General features: G+C 68.5%; 13 protein-coding genes and 1 pseudogene. 3 read left to right on the top strand and 11 right to left on the bottom strand.

The annotated features are described in order from the left end of the window. Positions 1-101: 101 nt before the first annotated feature. From EK403_RS05385 to EK403_RS05400, 4 genes and pseudogenes are all read right to left on the bottom strand, one after another. Positions 102-1,925, bottom strand: coding sequence for a SulP family inorganic anion transporter (locus tag EK403_RS05385; RefSeq protein ID WP_206659486.1), 1,824 nt, complete (start codon positions 1,923-1,925; stop codon positions 102-104). Next, positions 1,922-2,866: a dimethyl sulfoxide reductase anchor subunit family protein gene (locus tag EK403_RS05390; RefSeq protein WP_128776489.1), complete on the bottom strand. Its 945-nt coding sequence runs from the start codon at positions 2,864-2,866 to the stop codon at positions 1,922-1,924. Before EK403_RS05390 ends, EK403_RS05385 begins: the two co-directional genes overlap by 4 nt. A gap of 13 nt (positions 2,867-2,879) precedes the next feature. Continuing rightward, positions 2,880-3,695: a 4Fe-4S dicluster domain-containing protein gene (locus tag EK403_RS05395; RefSeq protein ID WP_128776490.1), complete on the bottom strand. Its 816-nt coding sequence runs from the start codon at positions 3,693-3,695 to the stop codon at positions 2,880-2,882. Further along, a pseudogene (locus tag EK403_RS05400) lies at positions 3,692-6,654 on the bottom strand (molybdopterin oxidoreductase family protein). The gene EK403_RS05395 and the pseudogene EK403_RS05400 overlap by 4 nt, the downstream one beginning before the upstream one ends. 513 nt (positions 6,655-7,167) lie before the next feature. Here EK403_RS05400 and EK403_RS05405 point away from each other — a divergent pair. After that, entirely contained in the window at positions 7,168-8,064 is an 897-nt protein-coding gene (locus EK403_RS05405; protein WP_128776491.1) for a LysR family transcriptional regulator, read from the top strand. A gap of 78 nt (positions 8,065-8,142) precedes the next feature. On the opposite strand, the gene EK403_RS05410 is transcribed toward EK403_RS05405, so the two are convergent. Then, on the bottom strand, positions 8,143-9,930 hold the full coding sequence (locus tag EK403_RS05410; protein ID WP_128776492.1) for a serine hydrolase: 1,788 nt from the start codon (positions 9,928-9,930) through the stop codon (positions 8,143-8,145). A gap of 144 nt (positions 9,931-10,074) precedes the next feature. Then, on the bottom strand, positions 10,075-10,857 hold the full coding sequence (locus EK403_RS05415; RefSeq protein ID WP_128776493.1) for an IclR family transcriptional regulator: 783 nt from the start codon (positions 10,855-10,857) through the stop codon (positions 10,075-10,077). Positions 10,858-11,032: 175 nt separating this feature from the next. Here EK403_RS05415 and EK403_RS05420 point away from each other — a divergent pair, with 175 nt between their 5' ends. Beyond that, complete coding sequence (locus EK403_RS05420) at positions 11,033-12,685, top strand: GMC family oxidoreductase (RefSeq protein ID WP_245479528.1); 1,653 nt, start codon at positions 11,033-11,035, stop codon at positions 12,683-12,685. Next, positions 12,682-14,019 carry an MFS transporter gene (locus EK403_RS05425; RefSeq protein ID WP_128776494.1) on the top strand — a complete coding sequence of 446 codons (1,338 nt, stop codon included), beginning with the start codon at positions 12,682-12,684 and terminating at the stop codon, positions 14,017-14,019. Before EK403_RS05420 ends, EK403_RS05425 begins: the two co-directional genes overlap by 4 nt. 203 nt (positions 14,020-14,222) lie before the next feature. Here the strand turns inward: EK403_RS05425 and EK403_RS05430 are convergent, their stop codons facing one another. The 5 genes from EK403_RS05430 to EK403_RS05450 form a co-directional block, all read right to left on the bottom strand. Then, entirely contained in the window at positions 14,223-15,425 is a 1,203-nt protein-coding gene (locus EK403_RS05430) for an acetate/propionate family kinase (protein WP_128776495.1), read from the bottom strand. Between the two features lie 177 nt (positions 15,426-15,602). After that, entirely contained in the window at positions 15,603-16,472 is an 870-nt protein-coding gene (gene sucD, locus EK403_RS05435; RefSeq protein WP_128776496.1) for a succinate--CoA ligase subunit alpha, read from the bottom strand. Then, positions 16,469-17,596, bottom strand: a complete 1,128-nt coding sequence (locus EK403_RS05440) for a succinate--CoA ligase subunit beta (protein ID WP_128776497.1) — start codon at positions 17,594-17,596, stop codon at positions 16,469-16,471. Before EK403_RS05440 ends, sucD begins: the two co-directional genes overlap by 4 nt. A 7-nt stretch (positions 17,597-17,603) precedes the next feature. Further along, positions 17,604-19,028: an acylating sulfoacetaldehyde dehydrogenase gene (sauS, locus tag EK403_RS05445; RefSeq protein WP_128776498.1), complete on the bottom strand. Its 1,425-nt coding sequence runs from the start codon at positions 19,026-19,028 to the stop codon at positions 17,604-17,606. A gap of 56 nt (positions 19,029-19,084) precedes the next feature. Then, positions 19,085-20,629 carry a tripartite tricarboxylate transporter permease gene (locus EK403_RS05450; RefSeq protein WP_128776499.1) on the bottom strand — a complete coding sequence of 515 codons (1,545 nt, stop codon included), beginning with the start codon at positions 20,627-20,629 and terminating at the stop codon, positions 19,085-19,087. Positions 20,630-20,636 lie beyond the last annotated feature (7 nt).

Raw genomic sequence — 20,636 nt, forward strand, 5'->3', positions numbered from 1 at the left:
GCAAATATGGCGACACGCAGCGTAACTTGACCCAAAACACGGAAGATGCCCGGATCAAGTCCGGGCATGACGCCGAACGACGCGCCCCTCACCGCCTGCCCTCACGTATAGGCGATCGCGTCCTCGGGCTTTTTCTGCCGCTTGTCGTCGGGGCGGTCGAAGCATTCGCGGAAGACCCGCGCAGGGCAGGTCCGGCAGATCTCGGGGTCGAGCTGCGGGACGATCTTCTCGATCGCGTGGCCTTTGGAGTCGATCACGTTGTCCGGTCCCAGCACGTCCAGGACGTGGAAGCGCTCGAGCGTCTTCACGAGCGGCGGGAAGCGCGCGATGAGATAGAGGTCGCCGCCCGCCGCACGCCGCCGCTTCGCTTCGGAGATGAGGAGCTCCGCACCCGGCAGGTCGACGTCGCCGGTGCCGCGCAGGATCACGCCGAGACGCTTCTGATGCGGCCGCGTCGTCCGCAGCCTGTCGAACTCGCGCTCGAGATAGTCGACCGAGCCGAAATAAAGCGGTCCCTCGAGCCGCGCGAAGGCGAGCTGCGGGCATTCCGGCAGGCCGTAGACCTCGGAGTTGCGGAACGGCCGGTGCGCCTGGTTCTGGTCCGGCGCGCCGATCGAGAGCGCGGGCTTGGCGGTCCGCGAAAGAAAGATCAGCAGCGAGACGATGACGCCGCCATAGACCGCGAATTCGAGATTGACGAACAGGCCCGCGCAGAAGGTGACGGCGGTGATGATCGTCTCGGTCCGGCTGGTCGCGAGGATGTGGCGGATCGCCCTCACGTCGATCAGCCGGTAGGCGACATAGAGGATGACGCCCGCGACCGCCGGGATCGGCACCTCGCCGAACAGCGGGGCCACGACCAAGAGGATCGCGAGCAGGAAGCCCGAGGACAGGATCGCCGACAGCGGCGTCGCGGCGCCGGCCTCGTAGTTCACGCCCGAGCGGGTGAAGGAGCCCGAGGCCGGGTAGCACTGGAACAGGCCGCCGACGACGTTGGACACGCCCTGCGCCGCGATCTCGCGATTGGCGTCGAAATGGCGGCCCTGCTTCAGCCCGAAGGCGCGGCCGATCGAGATCGCCTCGACAAGCCCGAGCAGCGCGATTGCGAAGGCGCCCTCTGAGAGCTGGTGGAGATAGTCGAAGGAGAAGGGCGGCGGCGTCAGCGCCGGGGTGATCGAGGGCAGCGCGCCGACCATCTTGACGCCGAGCGCCTCGGCGTCGATCGCGACGCCGATCAGGCTGCCGACGCCGAGCGCGATGATGAAGGCGGGAAGCTTCGGCGCGAAGATCTTGAACAGCACGAGGGTCGCGAGCGTCGACGCGGCGATGCCGACCGCGGCGAAGTTGATCGCGTCGAACGAGGCCGCGAGCCTCGCGACCTGCTGGAAGATGCTGTGGCCCCGCTCGACCGCGACGCCGAGCGCGTCCTTGAGCTGGCTCACGGTGATCAGCAGCGCGGCCGCCGCCGTGAAGCCGATCATCACCGAATGTGAAATGAAATTCACGAAGCGGCCGAGCCGGAGCGCGCCGAACGCGCATTGCAGCAGGCCAACATAGAGCGTCAGGAACATCGCCATGGCGACGAACTGAGCCGAGAACGGTTCGGCGAGCGGCGCCAGCGCGCTCGAGGTCAGCGCCGAGATCACCAGCGTCGGGCCCGACACCATGACCCAGGACGAGCCGAACAGGCCGGCGACGATCGGGGTCACGATCGCGGTGTAGAAGCCGTATTGCGGCGGCAGGCCCGCGATCGCCGCGAAGGCGACCGCCTGCGGCAGCACAACGGTCGCGCTGGTCAGCCCCGCAAGGGCGTCGGCCTTCAGGGTGCGGGGCGTGACGGAAGACAGCCACACCGGCCGCACGGCCTGGCCGAGCTCCGACCAGAACCGGCCGATCGGCGCGGCGGGATGCGGCTGATCCGTCACGCGGCCCTCGCGCCGTAGAACAGCGTCACGACATGGGTCGCCTCGGCGAAGAACAGCCAGCGCTCGACCAGCACGCCGGCGCCGGCGGAGATCACCGCGAGAACCGCGGCGAAGCCCGCGATCCAGCCTCCGGCGAGAAGCGCGATGAGCGTCAGCAGCAGCGGCGCGCCGAACAGCGCCGCGAGGCAGAGCCGGCGGAGCTTGGCGGCGTGCTTGCGCGCGATGGAGAAGCCCATCTCGCGCATCAGGTAGTTCTCTTCGGTGTGCGGCGCCTCGAACAGGCGCACCGTCCCGAAGCCCCCGAGGCCGGTCGCGCTTTCGGCCGTGCTCGCGCCCCTGCCCTCGATCGAGCGCCAGTAAGCGAGCTTGAGCGCAAGCGTGGCCGCCCCCACAACCAGGACGGCGATATCGACCGCGACGGTCTCGCGTCCGAACAGCCGCAGGATCGCGGCGAACAGCAGCGCGCCGGTGAACAGGCCGAGCGCGTAATAGTTCGGCACGGTGAAGCGGTTGCGCCACTGCCGCACGGTCTTCAGCGAGGCGTAGATCATCGCCGTGCAATAGGTCGTGGCGAGCGCGGCCGGGATCATGAGCAGGGCGGGCAGGATGGCGACGCCGCCGGGCCTCGGCCAGACGATCCAGGCGAGCGCCAGAAGGCCCGCCGGGACATAGGCCGCGATCGCCGCGACGCCCTCGCGAGAGAGCCAGGAGGTGCGCCACTGCGAGAGCGCGCGCCAGGCGCGCTCGGGACGGCCGAGATGCAGCGTGGACGAGCCGAGGCCCGCGCTCACCAGCGCAAGTCCGAACAGCAGAGTCGTCAGCGCGAGCGGCCGGTCGATCCAGTCTGGCGCGGCCAGCGAGCAGAGCGCGAACCAGAGCAGCAGGCCGTAGCCCGCGCCGGACGCGGTCGTGAACAGGATGACGGAAAAAGCGGGATGCATCGCGCGCGGGCCCTCAGCGAGACAGCACGCGGTCGGCCCAGCGCAGGAAGGCCGCGCCCTTGCCATCCGCCTTGGCCAAGGTCGGCTCCGCGCCGGTCTTCACCGCGATCTCGTCCTTGGCCGCGCGGCGCTCCGCGAGGTCGATCAGCGAGAACTCCTCGCTGGCCTTCGACCCGCAGGACGCGCCGGTCTTCTTCGGCCGGGGCGGCAGGTATTTGTTGACGGGCTTGTAGCCCATCTCGGGCATCAAATCGTAGCCGCCGCGCTCCGCGACGAGCTTCGACACCTTGGAGTTGGGATCGCCCAGGTCGCCGAAATGGCGCGCGCTCGCGGGACAGGTCGCGACGCAGGCCGGCTGGCGGTCCTCCTCGGGGAGGTTCTCGTTGTAGATCTTGTCGACGCAGAGCGTGCATTTCTTCATCACGCCGTCGTCTTCGTCGAACTCGCGCGCGCCGTAGGGGCAGGCCCAGGAGCACAGCTTGCAGCCGATGCAGGTGTCGGCGTTGACCAGCACGATGCCGTCCTCGGCGCGCTTGTAGGAGGCGCCGGTCGGGCAGACGGTGACGCAGGCCGGCTCCTCGCAGTGCAGGCAGGAGCGCGGGAAATGCACGGTGCGCGACGCCTCGCCCTCGCCCGCCTCGTAGGTGTGGACGCGGTTGAACCAGACGCCGTCGGACTTCGCCTCGAAGTCGGAGAGCGGTCCGGAATGCCCGCTCGCGTTCCACTCCTTGCAGTTCACCGCGCAGGCGTGGCAGCCGACGCAGGTGTCGAGGTCGATGACGAGGCCGAGCTTCTTCTGCCCCGGAAAGGGCGCGGGCAGGCAGGTCACGAGGCGGCCCTCCGGCCGGCGCGCGGATCGGGGCGCCGGTCCCAGGGCTGCTTGCGGCCGCCGGCCTCGAAGCGCAGCACGTCGGGCCGGTCCGGCATGCCCGGCGGCCTCTCGAGCGGCGGGAAGCTCGGGTCGCAGGCCTGCTCGGTCTCGGCCGCCTTCTCGATCCGGACGCGCAGATCGTACCAGGCGGCCTGCCCGGTCACCGGGTCGGAGTTCGAGTAGCGGTAGCCGTCCTTCTCGGGCGGCAGCAGCTCGGAGATGGTGTGGTTGAGCAGGAAGCCCTGTTCGCCCTCGGGCGCGTCCTTCGGCAGGTTCCAGGCGCCCTTGCGCTTGCCGATCGCGTTCCAGGTCCAGACCGTGTTGGGGTTGACGCCCTCCATCGTGCGCACCGGCACCTTGATGCGTGAATGGTGGCTCGTGACCCAGACGAAATCGCCGTCGACGAGGCCGTGCTTCTCGGCCGTCGCGCGGTTCATGTAGAGGAAGTTCTTCGAGAAGATCTGGCGAGCCAGGCGTTCTGCGAGTGCCAGGAATGGTACATCGCCATCGGTCGCTGGGTCAGCGCCGACAAAGGAAAATCGTCGAGCGCGATCTTCTGCTCCTCGAGCGGCTGGTACCAGATCGGCAGCGGGTCGAAATAGGTCCTGACCCGCTCGCGGTCGCGCTCCGGCGGCTGGATCGCGCCGTGGCCCTCGGCCGCCAGCCGGAACTTCTGCAACGGCTCGCAATAGAGCTGCAGGACGATCTGGTCGGCCTTGTCGATCATGCCGAGCTTCACGGCGTGGTCGAGATAGCCCTTGTTGGAGTGCTTGAAGTAGGCCTCGTCATGCGGCAGCTCGAGCCGCCAGAAGCTCTTATTGGCGATGTAGGCCTCGAGCTGGCCCTTGTTGGGCGCGCCCTTCCCGGGCGTCTGTCCGTCCTCGCCGCGGAAGCCGGCGAGCGGGCCGATGCCGGGCTTGCGCTGATGATTGACGATGTAGTCCGAATAGCCCCCCGGGAACTTGGGCGAGCCGTCCTCATTGGTGAAGCCCGGCAGGCCGAGCCGCGCGCCGAGGTCGATCATCACGTCCTGGAACGGCCTGACGTCTCGGTCGGGCTTCAGCACCGGGCGGCGGATGGCGTCCGCGGGCCCGTGCGCGCTGCCGATCGGCCGGTCGAGCAGAGAGATGCAGTCCCAGCGCTCGAGATAGGTCGTGTCCGGCAGCACGAGGTCGGCGTAGGAGACCATCTCGGAGGCATAGGCGTCCGAATAGATGATCTTCGGGATCTTGTAGGACCCGTCCGGATGCTTGTCGGTCAGCATCTTCATGGTCCCCGCCGTGTTCATCGACGAGTTCCAGGCCATGTTGGCCATGTACATGAAGAGCACGTCGACGGGGTACGGGTCGCCCGCCCAGGCGTTGTGGATCGCCATGTGCATCAGCCCGTGGGCCGACAGCGGCGCCTCCCAGGAATAGGCCTTGTCGAGCCGCTTCGGCGTCCCGTCGGCCTCGACCAGGAGGTCCTCCGGACCCATGGTGAAGCCGAGCGGCATGCCGCTGAGCGGCGTGTTGGGCGCGGTCGTCTTGCCGCCCGGCGGCGGGCCGCCGGGGATCGGCTTCGGATACGGCGCCTTGTAGCGCCAGGAGCCCGGCGTATCGATCGCGCCGATCAGCATCTGCAGCACGTGGATCGCGCGGCAGGTGTGGAAGCCGTTCGAATGGGCCGAGATGCCCCGCATGCCGTGCATCGCCACGGGACGGCCGATCATCTTCTCATGCCGGCGGCCGGCCCAGTCGGTCCAGGGCTGGTCGAGCACGATCTCCTCCTGGAACGCCGCATGGGCGATCTCAGCCGCGATGCGGCGGATGCGCTCGGCCGTCAGCCCGCAACGCTCCGCGACCGCCTCGGGGGCGTATTGCTTGTCCAGATAGCGCTCGGCGAGCAGCTGGAAGGACGGGACCGCCTTGCGGCCATCGGCCAAGTCGAACGTCCCGACGACAGCGGGCGAGATGTCGGCGCGGCTCGACGCCGCGGCTGCGCCCTCGGTCTTGTCCCAAGCGAGCGGGACGCCGTTCGCGTCGCGCGCGAACAGGCCGTGGTCCGGCCCGCCGGGGTTCTGCACCACGAGCCAGGTCGCATTGGTGTATCGGGCGAGGAAGTCGAAATCGATCGCGTCGGCTTCGAGCAGCGCGTGGATCAGCGCGAAGACGAACAGGCCGTCGGTTCCCGGCGTCAGCCCGACCCACTCGTCGGCGACGGCCGAATAGCCGGTCTTGACCGGGTTGACGGAGACGAATTTGGCGCCGTTCGCCTTGAGCTTCGACAGGCCGATCTTGATCGGGTTCGAGTCGTGGTCTTCCGCCACGCCGAACATCACGAAGTAGCGGGCGTGGTCCCAATCCGGCTCGCCGAACTCCCAGAAGGCGCCGCCCATCGAATAGAGCCCGGCGGCCGCCATGTTGACCGAGCAGAAGCCGCCATGGGCGGCGAAGTTCGGCGTGCCGAACTGCATCGCCCACCAGCCGGTGAGCGACTGGCTCTGGTCGCGGCCGGTGAAGAAGGCGAGCTTCTTCGGATCGGTCCGGCGGATCTCGCCGAGCCAGTCGGTCGCGAGGCGCATCGCCTCGTCCCACTCGATCTCCTTGAACTCGCCGGAGCCGCGCTCGCCGGTCCGGAGCAGCGGCTTGCGGAGCTTCGCGGGCGAATATTGCTGCATGATGCCGGCGGAGCCCTTGCCGCACAGCACGCCCCGGTTCACCGGGTGGTCCCTGTTGCCCTCGATGTAGCGGATCTTGCCGTCCTTGAGATGGACTTTGATCCCGCAGCGGCAGGCGCACATGTAGCAGGTGGTGTACTTCACCTCGTCGCCGACCGTGGGCGAGGTCTCCACGACTTCGGGCGGGCCGGCGAGCGCCTCAAGGGGATCACGCCTCGCTCGAGCCGCCGGCCGCGCCGGCGCTTCGGTCAGCGCCATGCGGCGGAACAGGCGGCCCGCCTGACCAAGGGCGTCGGCGATCAGCGCCATCGAGATAAGAACCCTTCCGGTCGGGGCCCGAAAGCGGGCCTGGAACGAGGGCTTAGATTACCGAGACGACCGCGTGTATTCTAACGCCAAAAATCGATCAGAACGTTCGGCGAAGCTCATTACAGTCATAAAAATACGTCTTTGCTGAGTATAATACTGATTATTCACATTCTATATGTGCAATGAAATTGAATGCGCGCGACATCCGCGGACAATGCGTTCGTTCAATATGTCTCCCGCCGCCGGTCGAGGGTCCGGCCAAGATCAATTTTGGGAAAGACACGAAACCTGAAGTGACGCCGGTCCGGGATCAGGCTGAAGACTTCGCCGCGAATTGATCGTCTGCGCAGAACGACCACCCTTGAACAATCGCCGGGAAAGAACGAATGTCACCTGCATGACGGGGACGATGGTCTCCGGCCCCGGCGCGGCCGCCGGTCTGGCGCTCTGCAGGCTTCCCCGATGACTCTCGAACAGCTCCGCATCTTCGTCGCCGTCGCGGAGCTCGAGCACGTCACCCGAGCCGCGGCCGAGCTGCATCTGACCCAGTCAGCGACCAGCGCCGCGGTCGCGGCGCTCGAGGCGCGCTACGCCACCAGGCTGTTCGACCGCATCGGCCGCCGCATCGCGCTGACCGACGCCGGCCGCCAGTTCCTGCACGAGGCCCGGGCGGTGCTGGCGCGGGCCTCCGCGGCCGAGACGGTGCTGGCCGATCTCGCCGGCCTCAAGAAAGGCAGGCTGGCGCTCGGCGCGAGCCAGACCGTCGCGAGCTACTGGCTGCCCGCCTATATCCACCGCTTCCAGGAACGCTTTCCCGGCGTCGCCGTCACGCTCACCATCGGCAACACCGAAGCCATCGCGGCGCTCGCGCATGACGGTGCGGTCGATCTCGGCGTGGTGGAGGGCGAGGTCGACGATCCTGCGCTGAGCGTGACGCCGGTGGCCGACGACGAGCTCGCTCTGGTCGTCGCGCCCGACCATCCCTGGGCCGCGGCCGGCATGATCGGCCCCGGTGGGCTCACGGCCACGCGTTGGGTGCTGCGGGAGCAGGGCTCCGGCACGCGCTCGATCCTCGAGGAGGCGGTCGCGGCCGCGGGGCTTTCGGTGGCCGACCTAGACGTCGCGCTGGAGCTCCCGTCGAACGAGGCGGTGCGCGCCGCCGTCGAGGCCGGCGCCGGGGCGAGCGTCATGTCGAAGCTCGTCGCCGCCGCTTCGCTGCGCGCGGGCTCGCTAGTCGCCGTGGAGCTGCCGCTACCGACCCGCCGCTTCCTCGCGCTCCGTCATGTCGAGCGCTACGCCACCAAGGCGACCCAGACGATGCTGGCGTCGTTCAGCGAAGGCCACGTCGGCGCAGGCTGACCGGCAGTTTCGGCGACGTGCACGCCATGTCGCCCAGTCTGCGCATCGTGCGCCACGCGGCTCGACGTCACGCCGCGCTCAGTTCGGCGCGGCGCAGCGTCGCGCCGCGGACGGCCGCCCCCCGTCGCAGCGTTCGTAGAACAGGGCGTAGAGGATGTTGTCGGCGACGCGGTCGACGGTCTCTCCCGCCTCGGCGGCGTCGGCCGGTCGCGAGTTCATGAACACGACCACGCCGAGGCCGTGCTTCGGCATCACGGCGACGGCGCTCCAGTAGCCCGGCAGCCCGCCGATCTTTGAAAAGATCGGTGCCACGCCATTGACGCGGTCGCGGGGCGCCGCCATCCAGGCGAGCGCGGACCGCGTGGCGCCGGCCGGACAGGTCTTCAGGCTTGGCGGGTTCTCCGTCCCCTGGCAGGCATACGGCGTCTGCGCCACGCGGAAGCCTTCCAGCAGCAAAGCAGGGACCGTCGGCGCCGGCCGTCTCATGGCGGCGCGGGCGAACTTCGCCATGTCTTCGAGCGTGGACGACAGAGCGCCCGCCGGAGCCCAGGCCGGGATGGCGGCGGCGGGGACCGGTTTCCCGGGAGCGATCACGACTGTGAGCGGCTCGACATAGCCGGCGCCCGGATCGTCGACCGACACGTAGCTGACTGCGCCGTTCGACACATGCGCCGTGGCGGAAGCCGCCCGGCCCCCGGGGCCGAGACCGCCGACGACCGTCACCGTCGGGATCCGCTGGTAGCCGGCGCCGCCATGCCGGATCCTGACGCCTATGATCGTCCCATCGGCGATGACCGCCTCGGCATCGGCGGTGATCGTCGAGCCGCCGTCGGTGAACACCACCTGCGGCGGCGGGAGATAGCCCTGGCCGGGCGCCGTCACCGCGATCGAGCCGACGGCGCGGCCCTCGAGAGTGGCGACCGCCGTCGCGCCCGACCCGTTTCCGCCGGTGATGGCGACCTGCGGGGCGACGAGGTAGTCGCCGCCGGGATTGACGAGCGTGACGCCCGTGATCGCGCCGTCCGTCACCTGCGCCAGCGCGGTCGCCCGGTCGTAACCTGATACGCGCCTGTCCGCCAACCGGGCCGGGATCTTGAGGAAGGTGTCCCGCATCGCGAGCGGCTTGAAGATGTCGGACTGCACGGCGTCGAACCAGCCGCGGACGGCGCCGTCGCCAAGCGGCTTGTCCGGCGCGCCTCCCAGCAGGAGGCCCAGCATCCCGACGCTGAAGTTTGAATAGAGGTAGGGCGCCGGAGCGCGCGTGGCCTCCGGTGGCGTCACGGAGAAGTCGAGAGGCACAATGGCGCGAAAATAGGCCGCCATGTCGCCCGGGCCGTAGGCCTCGATGGTCGGACGCTCGGACGGCATGCATCCAGGCGTCGGCGGGGCGCCGCACAGGGGCGCGCTGTTGGCGACGCCCGCCGTGAAGTCTCCAAGCTCCTTCAGCGTTATGCGGCCTGTTGCTGGCTTTAGCTGTCCGAGTTGCGCGGCGAAGCCGGACAGTGGGTCGCCGAGGCGGAGCTCCCCCGCCGCCACGCGCTGGCCGAGCAGGTTCGTGGTGAAGAGCTTCGTGTTCGAGCCGATCTCGAACAGCATATCGGCGCGGAAAGGCCTCGGCGGCGCGCCGTCGGCGGCGACGGTCGCGTCGCCATAGGCGAAGAATTTCGGTTCGCGGTCGCCCTCGAGGATCGCGACCGCTATGCCGGGCGTCTGGCCCGACGTCACCAGCGGCCTGGCCTGGGCGCGCGCGATGTCGCCGACAGACATCGGCTCGGCCGCTCTCGCCGAGACCGGAAGCAGGATCGCGAGCGTCACCGCGGCGATGCGCTTGCGACGAATGAAAGCGCGATGGTGAAGCCGCGTCATCGCAGTCCTTCCCTCAGCGGACGGCGACGACCGCCGCCGACGCTCGCAATCAGTAGCCGATGATCATTAACGCGGAGTCCATGCCCATCCCAAGAGCTCCGCCCCCCGGGTCTCTTCACCGTGCTTCCGGGTCGGGGATCCGAGCTAGCCGAGCAGCGTCGCGGCCAGTTTCCCCGCCGCCGCCCGCAGGGTGGGCAGGTGCCGGCGGGCGTCGTCGAGGTCGAAGCGGGCGCTCGGGCCGTGGCAGGCGACCGCGGCGAGCGTCGCGCCGTCCCGCCCCACCACCGGGGCCGAGATCGCCACCAGGCCGAGCAGGAACTCCTCGCGGTCCTCGCTGAAGCCCTGTTTTCTGATCCTCGCGAGCTCGGTCTCCAGCGCAGTTCGGTCGGTGATGGTCGAAGGCGTGAAGGCGGCGAGGTCGATCGCGTCGAGCATGCGGGCGCGCCGCGCCGGCGTCATGGCGGCGAGGAACAGCTTGCCGCTCGCCGTGCAATGCAGCGGCACGCGCGAGCCAGGCTCGAGATGCATCCGGAGCGGCCAGCGCGCCTCGACGCGCTCGAGATAGACCACCTCATGGCCGACCAGCGTGGTGAAGTTGCAAGTCTCGCCGATCTCGCGGACGACCTCCTCCAGCACCGCCCTCCGGTCGGCGCCGATACCAGAGCGCAGCGCGTCGAGACCCATGCGCAACAGCCTCGGACCGGCCGCGAAGCGCCGGCCGCCGGGCTCCCGCGCGAGATAGCCCTCCGCCTCGAGCCGCTGGCAGAGGCGGTGCGCCGTGGGCTTCGGCAGCGAGAGCTTGTGGCAGAGCTCGGCGACGGTCGGCGCCTCGGCCGCGGCCGCCACGGTCTCCAGAAGCTCGAGCGAGCGCGTCAGCGCCGAACCGGCCGGCTGTCGGTCGCCATCCTCGTCCTGGGCCAAAGCCATGCCGCCTTCCGCCGCGCTGATCCGATGATCTAGGCCCAGCTTCCCGATCGCGGAAGGGCCACGCATTCAGACGAAAGTCTCATCCGCTATCTCATTCAGTGAGACATTTCGTCTCAATATGGCGTTGACTATCGGCCGATAGGAACTCAGCATCACGCCGCTGAGGAAACGTCGCATGGCCAAAAAGAAAATGGACGACGAGTTCGACTTCATCATCGTGGGCGCCGGTTCGTCCGGCTGCGTGCTCGCGAACCGTCTGTCCGAGAACGGCCGTTACAGCGTCGCGCTGCTCGAAGCCGGGCCGCGCGACCGGAGCTTCTGGATTCATCTGCCCATCGGCTACGGCAAGACGATGTGGCACGAAAAGCTGAACTGGCGTTTCTACACCGAGCCCGACGACAACATGGACGGCCGGCGGATCTACTGGCCGCGCGGCCGGGTGCTGGGCGGCTGCTCGTCGATCAACGGCCTGATCGTGATCCGCGGCCAGCGCGAGGATTACGACGGCTGGGCGCGGATGGGCGCGCGCGGCTGGGGCTGGGCCGACGTGCTGCCCTATTTCGTCAAGCTCGAGACCAACCCCGACCTCGCCGACGACCGCCAGCTCCACGGCGCGCACGGGCCGCTGCATGTCAGCAGCATCCCCGTCCGTCACGAGCTGATCGAGGCCGTGATCGGGGCCGCCGAGGCCAATGGCGTCAAGCGCACCCGCGACTTCAACGGCCCCGAGCAGGAAGGCGTCGGCTATTTCCAGCTGACGACCAAGGATGGCTGGCGCATGAGCGCCGCCAAGGCCTATCTCAAGCCCGCCGAGAAGCGCGACAATCTCGCGATCGTCACCGACGCGCACGCCACCGAGGTGCTGTTCACGCAAGGCCGCGCGACCGGCGTCGCCTATCGCCAGGGCGGCGAGACGCGCCGCGCCGTCGCGCGCCGCGGCGTGGTGTTGTCGGCCGGCGCGCTGCAGTCGCCGCAGTTGCTGATGCTGTCGGGCCTCGGCCCCGCGGAGCATCTCCGCGAGCACGGCTTGGCCGTGAGGGCCAACCTCCCCGGCGTCGGCCAGAACCTGCAGGACCATCTGCAGTTCCGCCTGACCTATCGCTGCGCCAAGCCGATCACGACCAATGACGCGCTGAACTCGCTGTTCGGACGGGCGCGGATGGGGCTGCAATGGCTGTTCACGAGGGGCGGCCCGCTCTCGATCGGCATCAATCAGGGCGGGATCTTCACCCGCGTCCTGCCGGAGTCCGACACTCCCGACGTGCAATTCCACGTCGGGACGCTGTCGGCCGACATGGCGGGCGGCAAGGTCCACGATCATCCGGGCTTCACGCTGTCGGTCTGCCAGCTGAGGCCGGAGAGCCGCGGCGAGGTCATGCTGGCCTCCGCCGACCCGCTGGCCGCCCCGCGCATGCGCTCGAACTATCTGTCGGCCGAGCTCGACCGGCGCTGCGCCGTCGCCGCGATCCGCTTCGCGCGCAAGCTCGCCGCGACCGAGCCGCTCCGCAGCTATGTGGCGGCCGAGCTCCAGCCCGGCCCCGAGGTCGGCGGCTCCGACGAGGAGCTTCTCGCCTTCGCGCGCCGCAACGGCGCGACCATCTTCCACCCCTCCGGCACCTGCCGGATGGGGCGCGACGACGACCCCATGACGGTCGTCGACAACCGACTCCGGGTGCGCGGCGTCGACGGCCTCTGGGTCGTCGACTGCTCGGTCATGCCGACCCTCGTATCCGGCAACACGAACGTCCCCGCGATCATGATGGGCGAGAAAGCCGCCGACATGATCCGAGAGGACGTCGAAAGAGGAAACGCGAGGAGAGCGGCATGAAAGAGGAAATAGCCGAAGCGGCGGCCCAACAGCCGACCAAGGAAGACATCAGACGCGTGGTGATGGCGAGCGTCATCGGCGCGACCATCGAGTGGTACGACTTCTTCCTCTACGGGATCGTGGCGGGAATCGTCTTCAACAAGCTGTTCTTCCCGGCCGGCGATCCGGTGGTCGGGATCATGCTCGCCTACACCACATTCGCGATCGGCTTCGTGGCGCGGCCGCTCGGCGGCGTTATCTTCGGCCATTTCGGCGACAAGATCGGCCGCAAGAGCATGCTGGTCCTGACGCTCATGATCATGGGCGTCGCGACGGTTCTGATCGGCCTTCTGCCGACCTACCAGCAGATCGGCCTCGCGGCGCCCGTCCTGCTGCTCGTTCTGCGCATCGCGCAGGGCATCGGCATCGGCGGCGAATGGGGCGGCGCGGTGCTGATGGCCTATGAATACGCGCCGGAGAACAAGCGCGGCTTCTACGCCAGCCTGCCGCAGATCGGCCTCGCCATCGGGCTCTGCCTCGCCTCCGGGGTCGTCGCGATCATGTCGAGCCTGCCCGACGAGCAGTTCATGGCATGGGGCTGGCGCGTCGGCTTCGTCGCCAGCATCATCCTGGTCGCGGTCGGCCTCTACATCCGCCTGAAGATCCTCGAGACGCCGGAATTCGCCAAGGTCAAGGCGTCGCAGGCCGAGGTGAAGATCCCCTTCGTCGAGATGATCACCCGCTATCCGAAGAACATCCTGCTCGGCATGGGCGCACGCTACATCGACGGCGTGTTCTTCAACGTCTTCGCTGTGTTCTCGGTCGTTTACCTGTCGAACTACGTGAAGATGCCGCGCACCACGGCGCTCTGGCTGGTGACGCTCGCGGCCTTCGTGATGATCTTCGCGATCCCGTTCTTCGGGCGGCTGTCCGACAAATGGGGACGGCCGAAGACCTATGCGATCGGCTCGTTCCTGCTCGCGCTCTGCGCCTTCCCGTCGTTCTGGCTGCTGAGCTCGGGCGATCCTCTGCTGGTCGCGCTCGCGATCGTCGTGCCGTTCGGCATCGTCTACGCGATGTGCTACGGGCCGGAGGCCGCCCTGTTCTCCGACCTGTTCGACGCGCGGGTGCGCTACACCGGCATCTCGTTCGTCTACCAGTTCTCGGGGATCTTCGCCTCGGGGCTGACGCCGATCATCGCCACCTGGCTGCTGGCGAAGGGCGGCGGCCAGCCCTGGCTGATCTGCGCCTATGTGGTGTTCGCGGCGCTGGTCAGCATGTTCTCCGCGCTCGCGATCCGCTCGCCTGCGCCAAAGCAGGTCGAAAGCCCAAGCCGCGTCGGCGCCGCTGCCTGACGCCCAAGCGCCACGTCCGGCCCGCGTGACCACGTGGGCCGGGCGATCCCTCGATCGCTCCGCCGGCCGTCATGCCCGCGCGCAGCGCGGGTATCCACGACTTGGGCGTCGAGCTCTTCGCCCGAGTAAGTCGTGGATGCCCGACTGCCGTCGGGCATGACGGGCGCGACAGCGTCTTGTCGGTCGAAGGGTCCCGAGCCGCCTCAGAGCGCCGGTTCGCGAGCCGCCGCGACAAGCGCGAGCGTCTCCTCGGCGATCACCCGCTCCTCGTCGGTCGGCAGCACCAGCGTCGCGACCTTGCCGCCGGGCGAGCTGATGCGCTCCGCGGCCGCCTCATTGGCCTCTTCGTCGAGCGCGACGCCGAGCCATTCGAGGCCACGGCAGACTCGCGCGCGGATCTCCGCCGACCGCTCGCCGATACCCGCCGTGAAGATCAGCGCGTCGAGGCCGCCAAGGATCGAGGTCAGCGCGCCGACCTCGCGGACGATCCGGTAGACGAACTGGTCGGCGGCGAGCCGCGCCTCGGGCGCGTCGCTCGCCAGCACCGCCCGCATGTCGGCGCTGACGCCCGACAGTCCGAGCAGCCCGCCACGGCGGTAGAGCAGCTCCTCGAGGCTTGCGGCCTCATAGCCGTCGCGCAGCAGATAGAGCAGCACGCCGGGATCGAGCGACCCGCAGCGCGTGCCCATCATGAGCCCGTCGAGCGCCGAAAACCCCATGGTGGTCTCGACCGACCGACCGTCGCGCATCGCGCAAAGGCTCGCCCCGTTGCCGAGATGGGCGACGACGACGCGTCCGCGCTCGGCCTCGGAGAGACGCTCGGGCAGCAGGCTCGCGATGTAGGAATAGGAGATGCCGTGGAAGCCGTAGCGCCGCAGCCCCTTGTCGCGGAGCTCGCGCGGCAGCGCGATGGTGCTCGCGACCGCGGGGATCGTGCGGTGGAAGCTGGTGTCGAAACATGCGATCTGCGGCAGCTCCGGCGCGACTTCCGCCACGGCGCGGACGCCAGCGATGTTGTGCGGCTGATGGAGCGGCGCGAGCGGAACCAGCCGATCGAGTTCCGCCAGCACCTCCGCGCCGATCCGCGCCGGCCCATCGAAGACCGCTCCGCCATGGACCACGCGGTGCCCGGCGGCGAGCAGGCGCTCGCGGCCGAACAGCTCGAACAGGCGTTCGAGCGCGATCTTCAGCGCGCTGGCATGGTCGCCGACGCCGCTCGCCTTGAGCCGCTCGCCGTCGACGATGCGACGGCCGTCCTCGCTGACCGTGAGCGCCGGATCGCCCGGTATGCCCTCGACCTGCCCGCGCCATTTCGCCTGGGCGAAGCCTTCGCCCTCCGCCTCATAGGCCGCGAACTTGACGCTGGAGGAGCCGGCGTTGAGGACGAGAACGATCGGGGGCGCCATCGTGGACCTGATGCCTGTCTGGATAGGAAACGCGATCCGGCCAGAATGAACCGTCATTGCCGGGCCTGGCCCGGCACTCCATCTCCTTGGTGAAAGGGATGGATGCCCGGATCAAGTCCCGGCATGACAGAAACGTCTCGATTCAAACGAGATTTGCCGTCGGAGGCGCCCTTCGCCTTAGGCGTAGACGTCAGCCAGCGCGAGGGCGATCTCGTGCGGCGTGTCGACCACCTTGACGCCCGCGCGCTCCAGCGCCTCGCGCTTGGAGGCGTAGCCGCCCTTGCCGCCGGTCACGATGGCGCCAGCGTGGCCCATCTTCTTGTCGGGCGGCGACGAGCGGCCGGCGATGAAGGCCGCGATCGGCTTCTTCATCCCGGCCGCGTATTCGGCGGCCGCCTCCTCCATGGTCCCGCCGATCTCGCCCACCATGGCGATCGCGTGGGTGCGGTCGTCGCGGTCGAGCGCCTCCAGCGCGTCGCGCGTCGTCGTGCCGATCATCGGATCGCCGCCAATGCCGATAAAGGCCGACTGGCCGAGCTTGGCGCGGGTGAGGTTGAGGCAGATCAGCGTGCCGAGGCTTCCCGAGCGCGAGATCACGCCGACATGGCCGGGCTGGAAGATGTTGGGGTTGTGGCCCGGCATGATGCCGACGAAGCCCTCGCCCGGCGTCACGATGCCGGCCGTGTTCGGGCCGACGATGCGGCAACCGGCGCGCTTGGCGCGGGCGTGGATCTCCAGCACGTGCTGCGCCGGGATGTGCTCGGTGAGCACGACGACGGTGGCGATCCCGGCGTCGATCGCGTCGACGATCGCGTCGCGCGCGAGCACGGGCGGCACGAAAATCACCGAGACGTCGCAGGGCGTCGATTTCGTCGCCTCCACGGCCGTGCCGTAGACCGGCACGCCGAGATGGGTCTCGCCGGCGCGCTTCGGGTTGACGCCCGCCACGACCTTCGTGCCCGTCTCCATCATCTTCTGGGCCCAGAAGGTGCCCTGCTTGCCGGTGATCCCCTGGACGAGGACCCGTTGACCGCTGCGATAGATCATTGCGCCGCCTCGACCGCCGCCTTCACGGCGTCCTCCATAAGATCGTAAGGCTCGATGCCGAGCCGGCTGCGGACGAGCTCGACCGCCTCGTCCTCTCCCGTGCCGTGGATCGAGAAGAAGACCGGGACATCGGGCTTCAGCGCCTCCCAGGCCTTGACCACGCCCTCGGCCATGACGTCGGTGCGCGCGAAGGCGCCGCAGAAGTTCACGACAAGGCTTTTGACGCCGGGGTTCGACAGCACGAGGTCAAGGGCGATCTCGGCCTTGGTGTAGGCCTCGCCACCGATCTCGAGGAAGTTCGCCGGCCGTCCCCCAAAATGGTTGACCACGTCCATGGTGGTCATGGTGAGGCCTGCGCCGTTGGCCAGAAGGCCGACATTGCCGTCGAGCTGGATGAACTTGAGCCCGGCCTCCGCGCCGCGCTTTTCGAGCTCGGTCTGCCTGTCGGGCGTCGCGGCCGCGGCGATCTCGGGCTGGCGGTCGCGCGAGGCGTCGTCGCCCACGAACTTGCAGTCGAGCGCCATGACGCGCCCGTCCTTGAGCTCGGCCAGCGGGTTGATCTCGACCAGCTCGGCGTCGCGCTCGCGGAAAATCGCATAGAGCTGCGCAAGAAGCTTCGCGACGCCGTCCTCTGCGGCGCCGAGACCAAGGCCTTTGAGCATCGCCCGGGCCTCGGCCTCGCCGAAGCCCTCGAGCACGTCGACCACATGGCGGCGGATCGCGTCGGGCCGCTCCGCCGCGACCTCCTCGATGTCCATGCCGCCCTCTGTCGAGAACAGCACCAGCGGGCTTCGGTTCACGACGTCGATCAGCACCGCGGCGTAGAACTCGCGCGCGATCTCGGCCTTCTCCTCGACCAGCACGCGCTCCACGACGTCGCCGCCGATCGTCATGCCGAGGATTTTTCGCGCGACCTCGGCGCCCTCTTCGGGCGTGTCAGCGCCCTTGATGCCGCCGGCCTTGCCGCGCTTGCCCGTCGGCACCTGCGCCTTGACCACCGATGGGCCGATCTCGCGGACCGCGTCCGCGACCTCCTCGGGCGTCGCGCAGAGACGCGAGTTCCCGACCGGCGCGCCGGCCGGCCGCAGAACGACCGCCTTCGCCGCATGTTCTTCGAGTTTCATCTTGGTCTTACTTTCCGTACTTGGCCCAATGCGGCCCGAATAGCTCCTCCTCCGAAGGCCTGTCTTCGGGGATCGGCGTCACGAGGTGCGTGATGTTGAGGAAATGGCGGTAATTGAGGTTCTCGGAGATCGAGTTCTTCTGCCAGGAGCCGCAGCCCATGGTGAGGGTGAATTCGAGCCCGCTGTCGAAGCCGCCGCCATTGCCAAAGGTGTGGGCGAAGTTGACCAGCACCCGGACCACGTCCATGTCCTCGGCGAGCTCACGCGCGCGGTCGAGATTTGTGGTGTGCAGGCCGAGCGAATGGCCCTTGCCCTGGAAGTCGAGGATCTCGCCGACCTTGGTCTTGGCGGAGGCGAAGTCCGGGGCGCGGTAGACGGTCAGCACCAGCGCGAGCTTCTCGCCCGACAGCGGATAGCCGCGCCCGACGCCAGTCTCCTCGACCATGAAGAACTTAGCTTCTTGCGCCTCCTCCGGCAGGCCGAACGCCTTGGCGAGCAGCGGCGCCTCGCGCGCCAGCAAATGGCGGTTGAGCTTGCCGTTCTTCCAGAGCTCGGTGATCACCCTGTCCTTGCGGGCGGGCTCGATCAGGTAGCCCCCTACCCGCTCAAGCGCCGCGATCGCCTGGTCGTAGACAGCGTCGACGATGACGACGGCGTTTTCCGACGAGCACGAGGTCGCGTTGTCGAAGATCTTGGACGCGCAGATCTTGCGCGCCGCGGCGTCGAGGTCGGCGGTCTCGTCGATGATGACCGGCACGTTGCCCGCGCCGACGCCGATCGCCGGCGTCCCGCTCGAATAGGCGCGCCGGACATTGTCCTGCGAGCCGGTGACGACCACGAGGTCGACGGCGTTCATCAGCGCCTGGGTCGTCTCCTTGGTGACGGGCGCCGGGATGATCTGCACGAGGTCTTCGGGCAGGCCGATGCGTTTCAGCTCGGCGCGCATGTAGTCCACGACCTTCTGAGTCGTGCGATAACCGAGCGGCGACGGCGCGATGATGATGGCGTTGCGCCCCTTGATCGCCATCATGGCCTTGTTGACAGGCGTCGCGCCCGGATTGGTCGAGGGAGTCACCGCCCCGACCACGCCCATGGGCTTGGCGAATTTCACGAGGCCGCGCTTCTCGTCGCGCTCGATCTCGCCGACCGACTTCGCTCTCAAGAGGTCGCGCAGCGTGCCGAACGTCTTGCGCTGCTTTTTCACCACCTTGTCCGGCACATTGCCGAGACCGGTGTCCTCGACCGCAAGCTCCGCGAGCTCCTGCGCCCGCTCCGGCTTGTAAAGCGCCCAGGCGAGCGCCCGGACCGCCTCGTCGGCGCGCTCCTGGTCGACATTCGCGAAGGCCTTCTGGGCGGCCCTAGCCCGCGCCATCAGCTCGGCGACGGGGCTCTGTTCGTCGGAAGCGACGGAAAGTGCTGCGGCGCTGGACATTTCAAAGGCTCCTGACATGGAGGAAGATGGCCGCCCGCCGCCTGCGGACGGCGCTGTCATCGTGCTGCGGGTTCCGCGGGGATCGACGTGCCGCCCGGCGTCGGATCGCCGGACCGCCGGCCGCGGATCATCCCGATGATCGGCAGCAGCAGGGTCACGGCCGCGAGCGCCATCACCGTTCCGGCGATCGGCCGGGTGAAGAACACCGTCCAGTCGTTCGAGAAGGAGATCATCGAGTTCATGAACGACTCCTCGGCGAGCGGGCCGAGGATGACGCCGAGAACCAGCGGCGCGATCGGGAACCGGAACCGCTCGAACAGATATCCGAGCACGCCGAAGCCGATCATCAGCCAGAGATCCGTGACGTTGCTGCGGATCGCGAGCGCGCCCACGAAGCAGAACAGCATCACGAAGGCCGACACGATCGACTCGGGGAAGTCGAGGATCTTCACGAGCGGCCGGATCGCGAAGTATCCCAGCACGCACATCACGATGATGCCGATGAAGATCGACGCGAAGATGGTGTAGACCATGGCCGAGGACGACGCCATGATCTGCGGGCCCGGCTGAATGCCGTGCAGCATGAAGGCGCCGAGGATGACGGCGGTCGCGCCGCTCCCCGGGATGCCGAGCGCGAGCAGCGGGATCAGCGCGCCGCCGACCGAGGCGGTCGCCGCGCTCTGCGGAGCCACGATGCCCTCGACGACGCCCGATCCCATCTCGCGCTTGCGGCGGCCGAACTGGGATTCGACGCCGTAGGCCACGAAGGACGCGACGGTGGCCCCCGCCCCCGGCACGATGCCGATGATGTGCCCGAGCACGCTCGAGCGCAGCAGCATGCCTTTGACTTTCATGACCTCGGAGAAGCTCGGCAGTTCGGTCCTGGTGGTCCCGGCCTCCGAGAGCGGCTTGCTCGAGAAGCCGCGCTCGAGCCGCGACAGCACCTCGCCGACGCCGTAGGCCCCGACCATCACCACCAGGAACTCGATGCCGTCCGCGAGGATCGGCAGGTCGAAGGTGAAGCGGTATGCGCCGTAGATCGCGTCGGTGCCGACCGAGGCGATCAGCAGTCCGAGCGCCAGGCTGATCAGCGCGTTGGCGAGCGAACCGCTGCCGAGCGCGATGACGCTGCAGAGTCCGAACACCAGGATCGCGAAATATTCCGGCGAGGAGAAGCTGAGCGCGAACTGCGCGACGGGCTTGGTCAGCACCACCATCGCCACGGCCGACAGCAACCCGCCGACCAGCGCCGCGATCAGCGTCCAGCCGAGCGCCCGGGCGGGCTGGCCCTTGCGGGCCATCGCATAACCGTCCCACAGCAGCGGCACATGGATCGGCTCGCCGGGAATCCGAAACAGGATGGAGGTGAAGGCGCCGCCATAGGTGCCCGATACATACATCGCGCTCAGCAGCACGATCGCGTTGGTCACGTCCATCTTGTAGGTGAAGGGCAGGAACAGCACGACGCCCATGACGAGCGTCAGGCCAGGCAGCACGCCGACCAGCAGGCCGACGATGATGCCGAGCACGAGCATCAGCATCGTGAGCGGGTGGAGGCAGGCGAGGAAGCCGCTTCCGAGCTGGGTGAGGACGTCGATCATGTCCGCT

Source organism: Hansschlegelia zhihuaiae (assembly GCF_004103825.1).
In the GTDB taxonomy this organism is placed as follows: Bacteria; Pseudomonadota; Alphaproteobacteria; order Rhizobiales; family Methylopilaceae; genus Methylopila; species Methylopila zhihuaiae.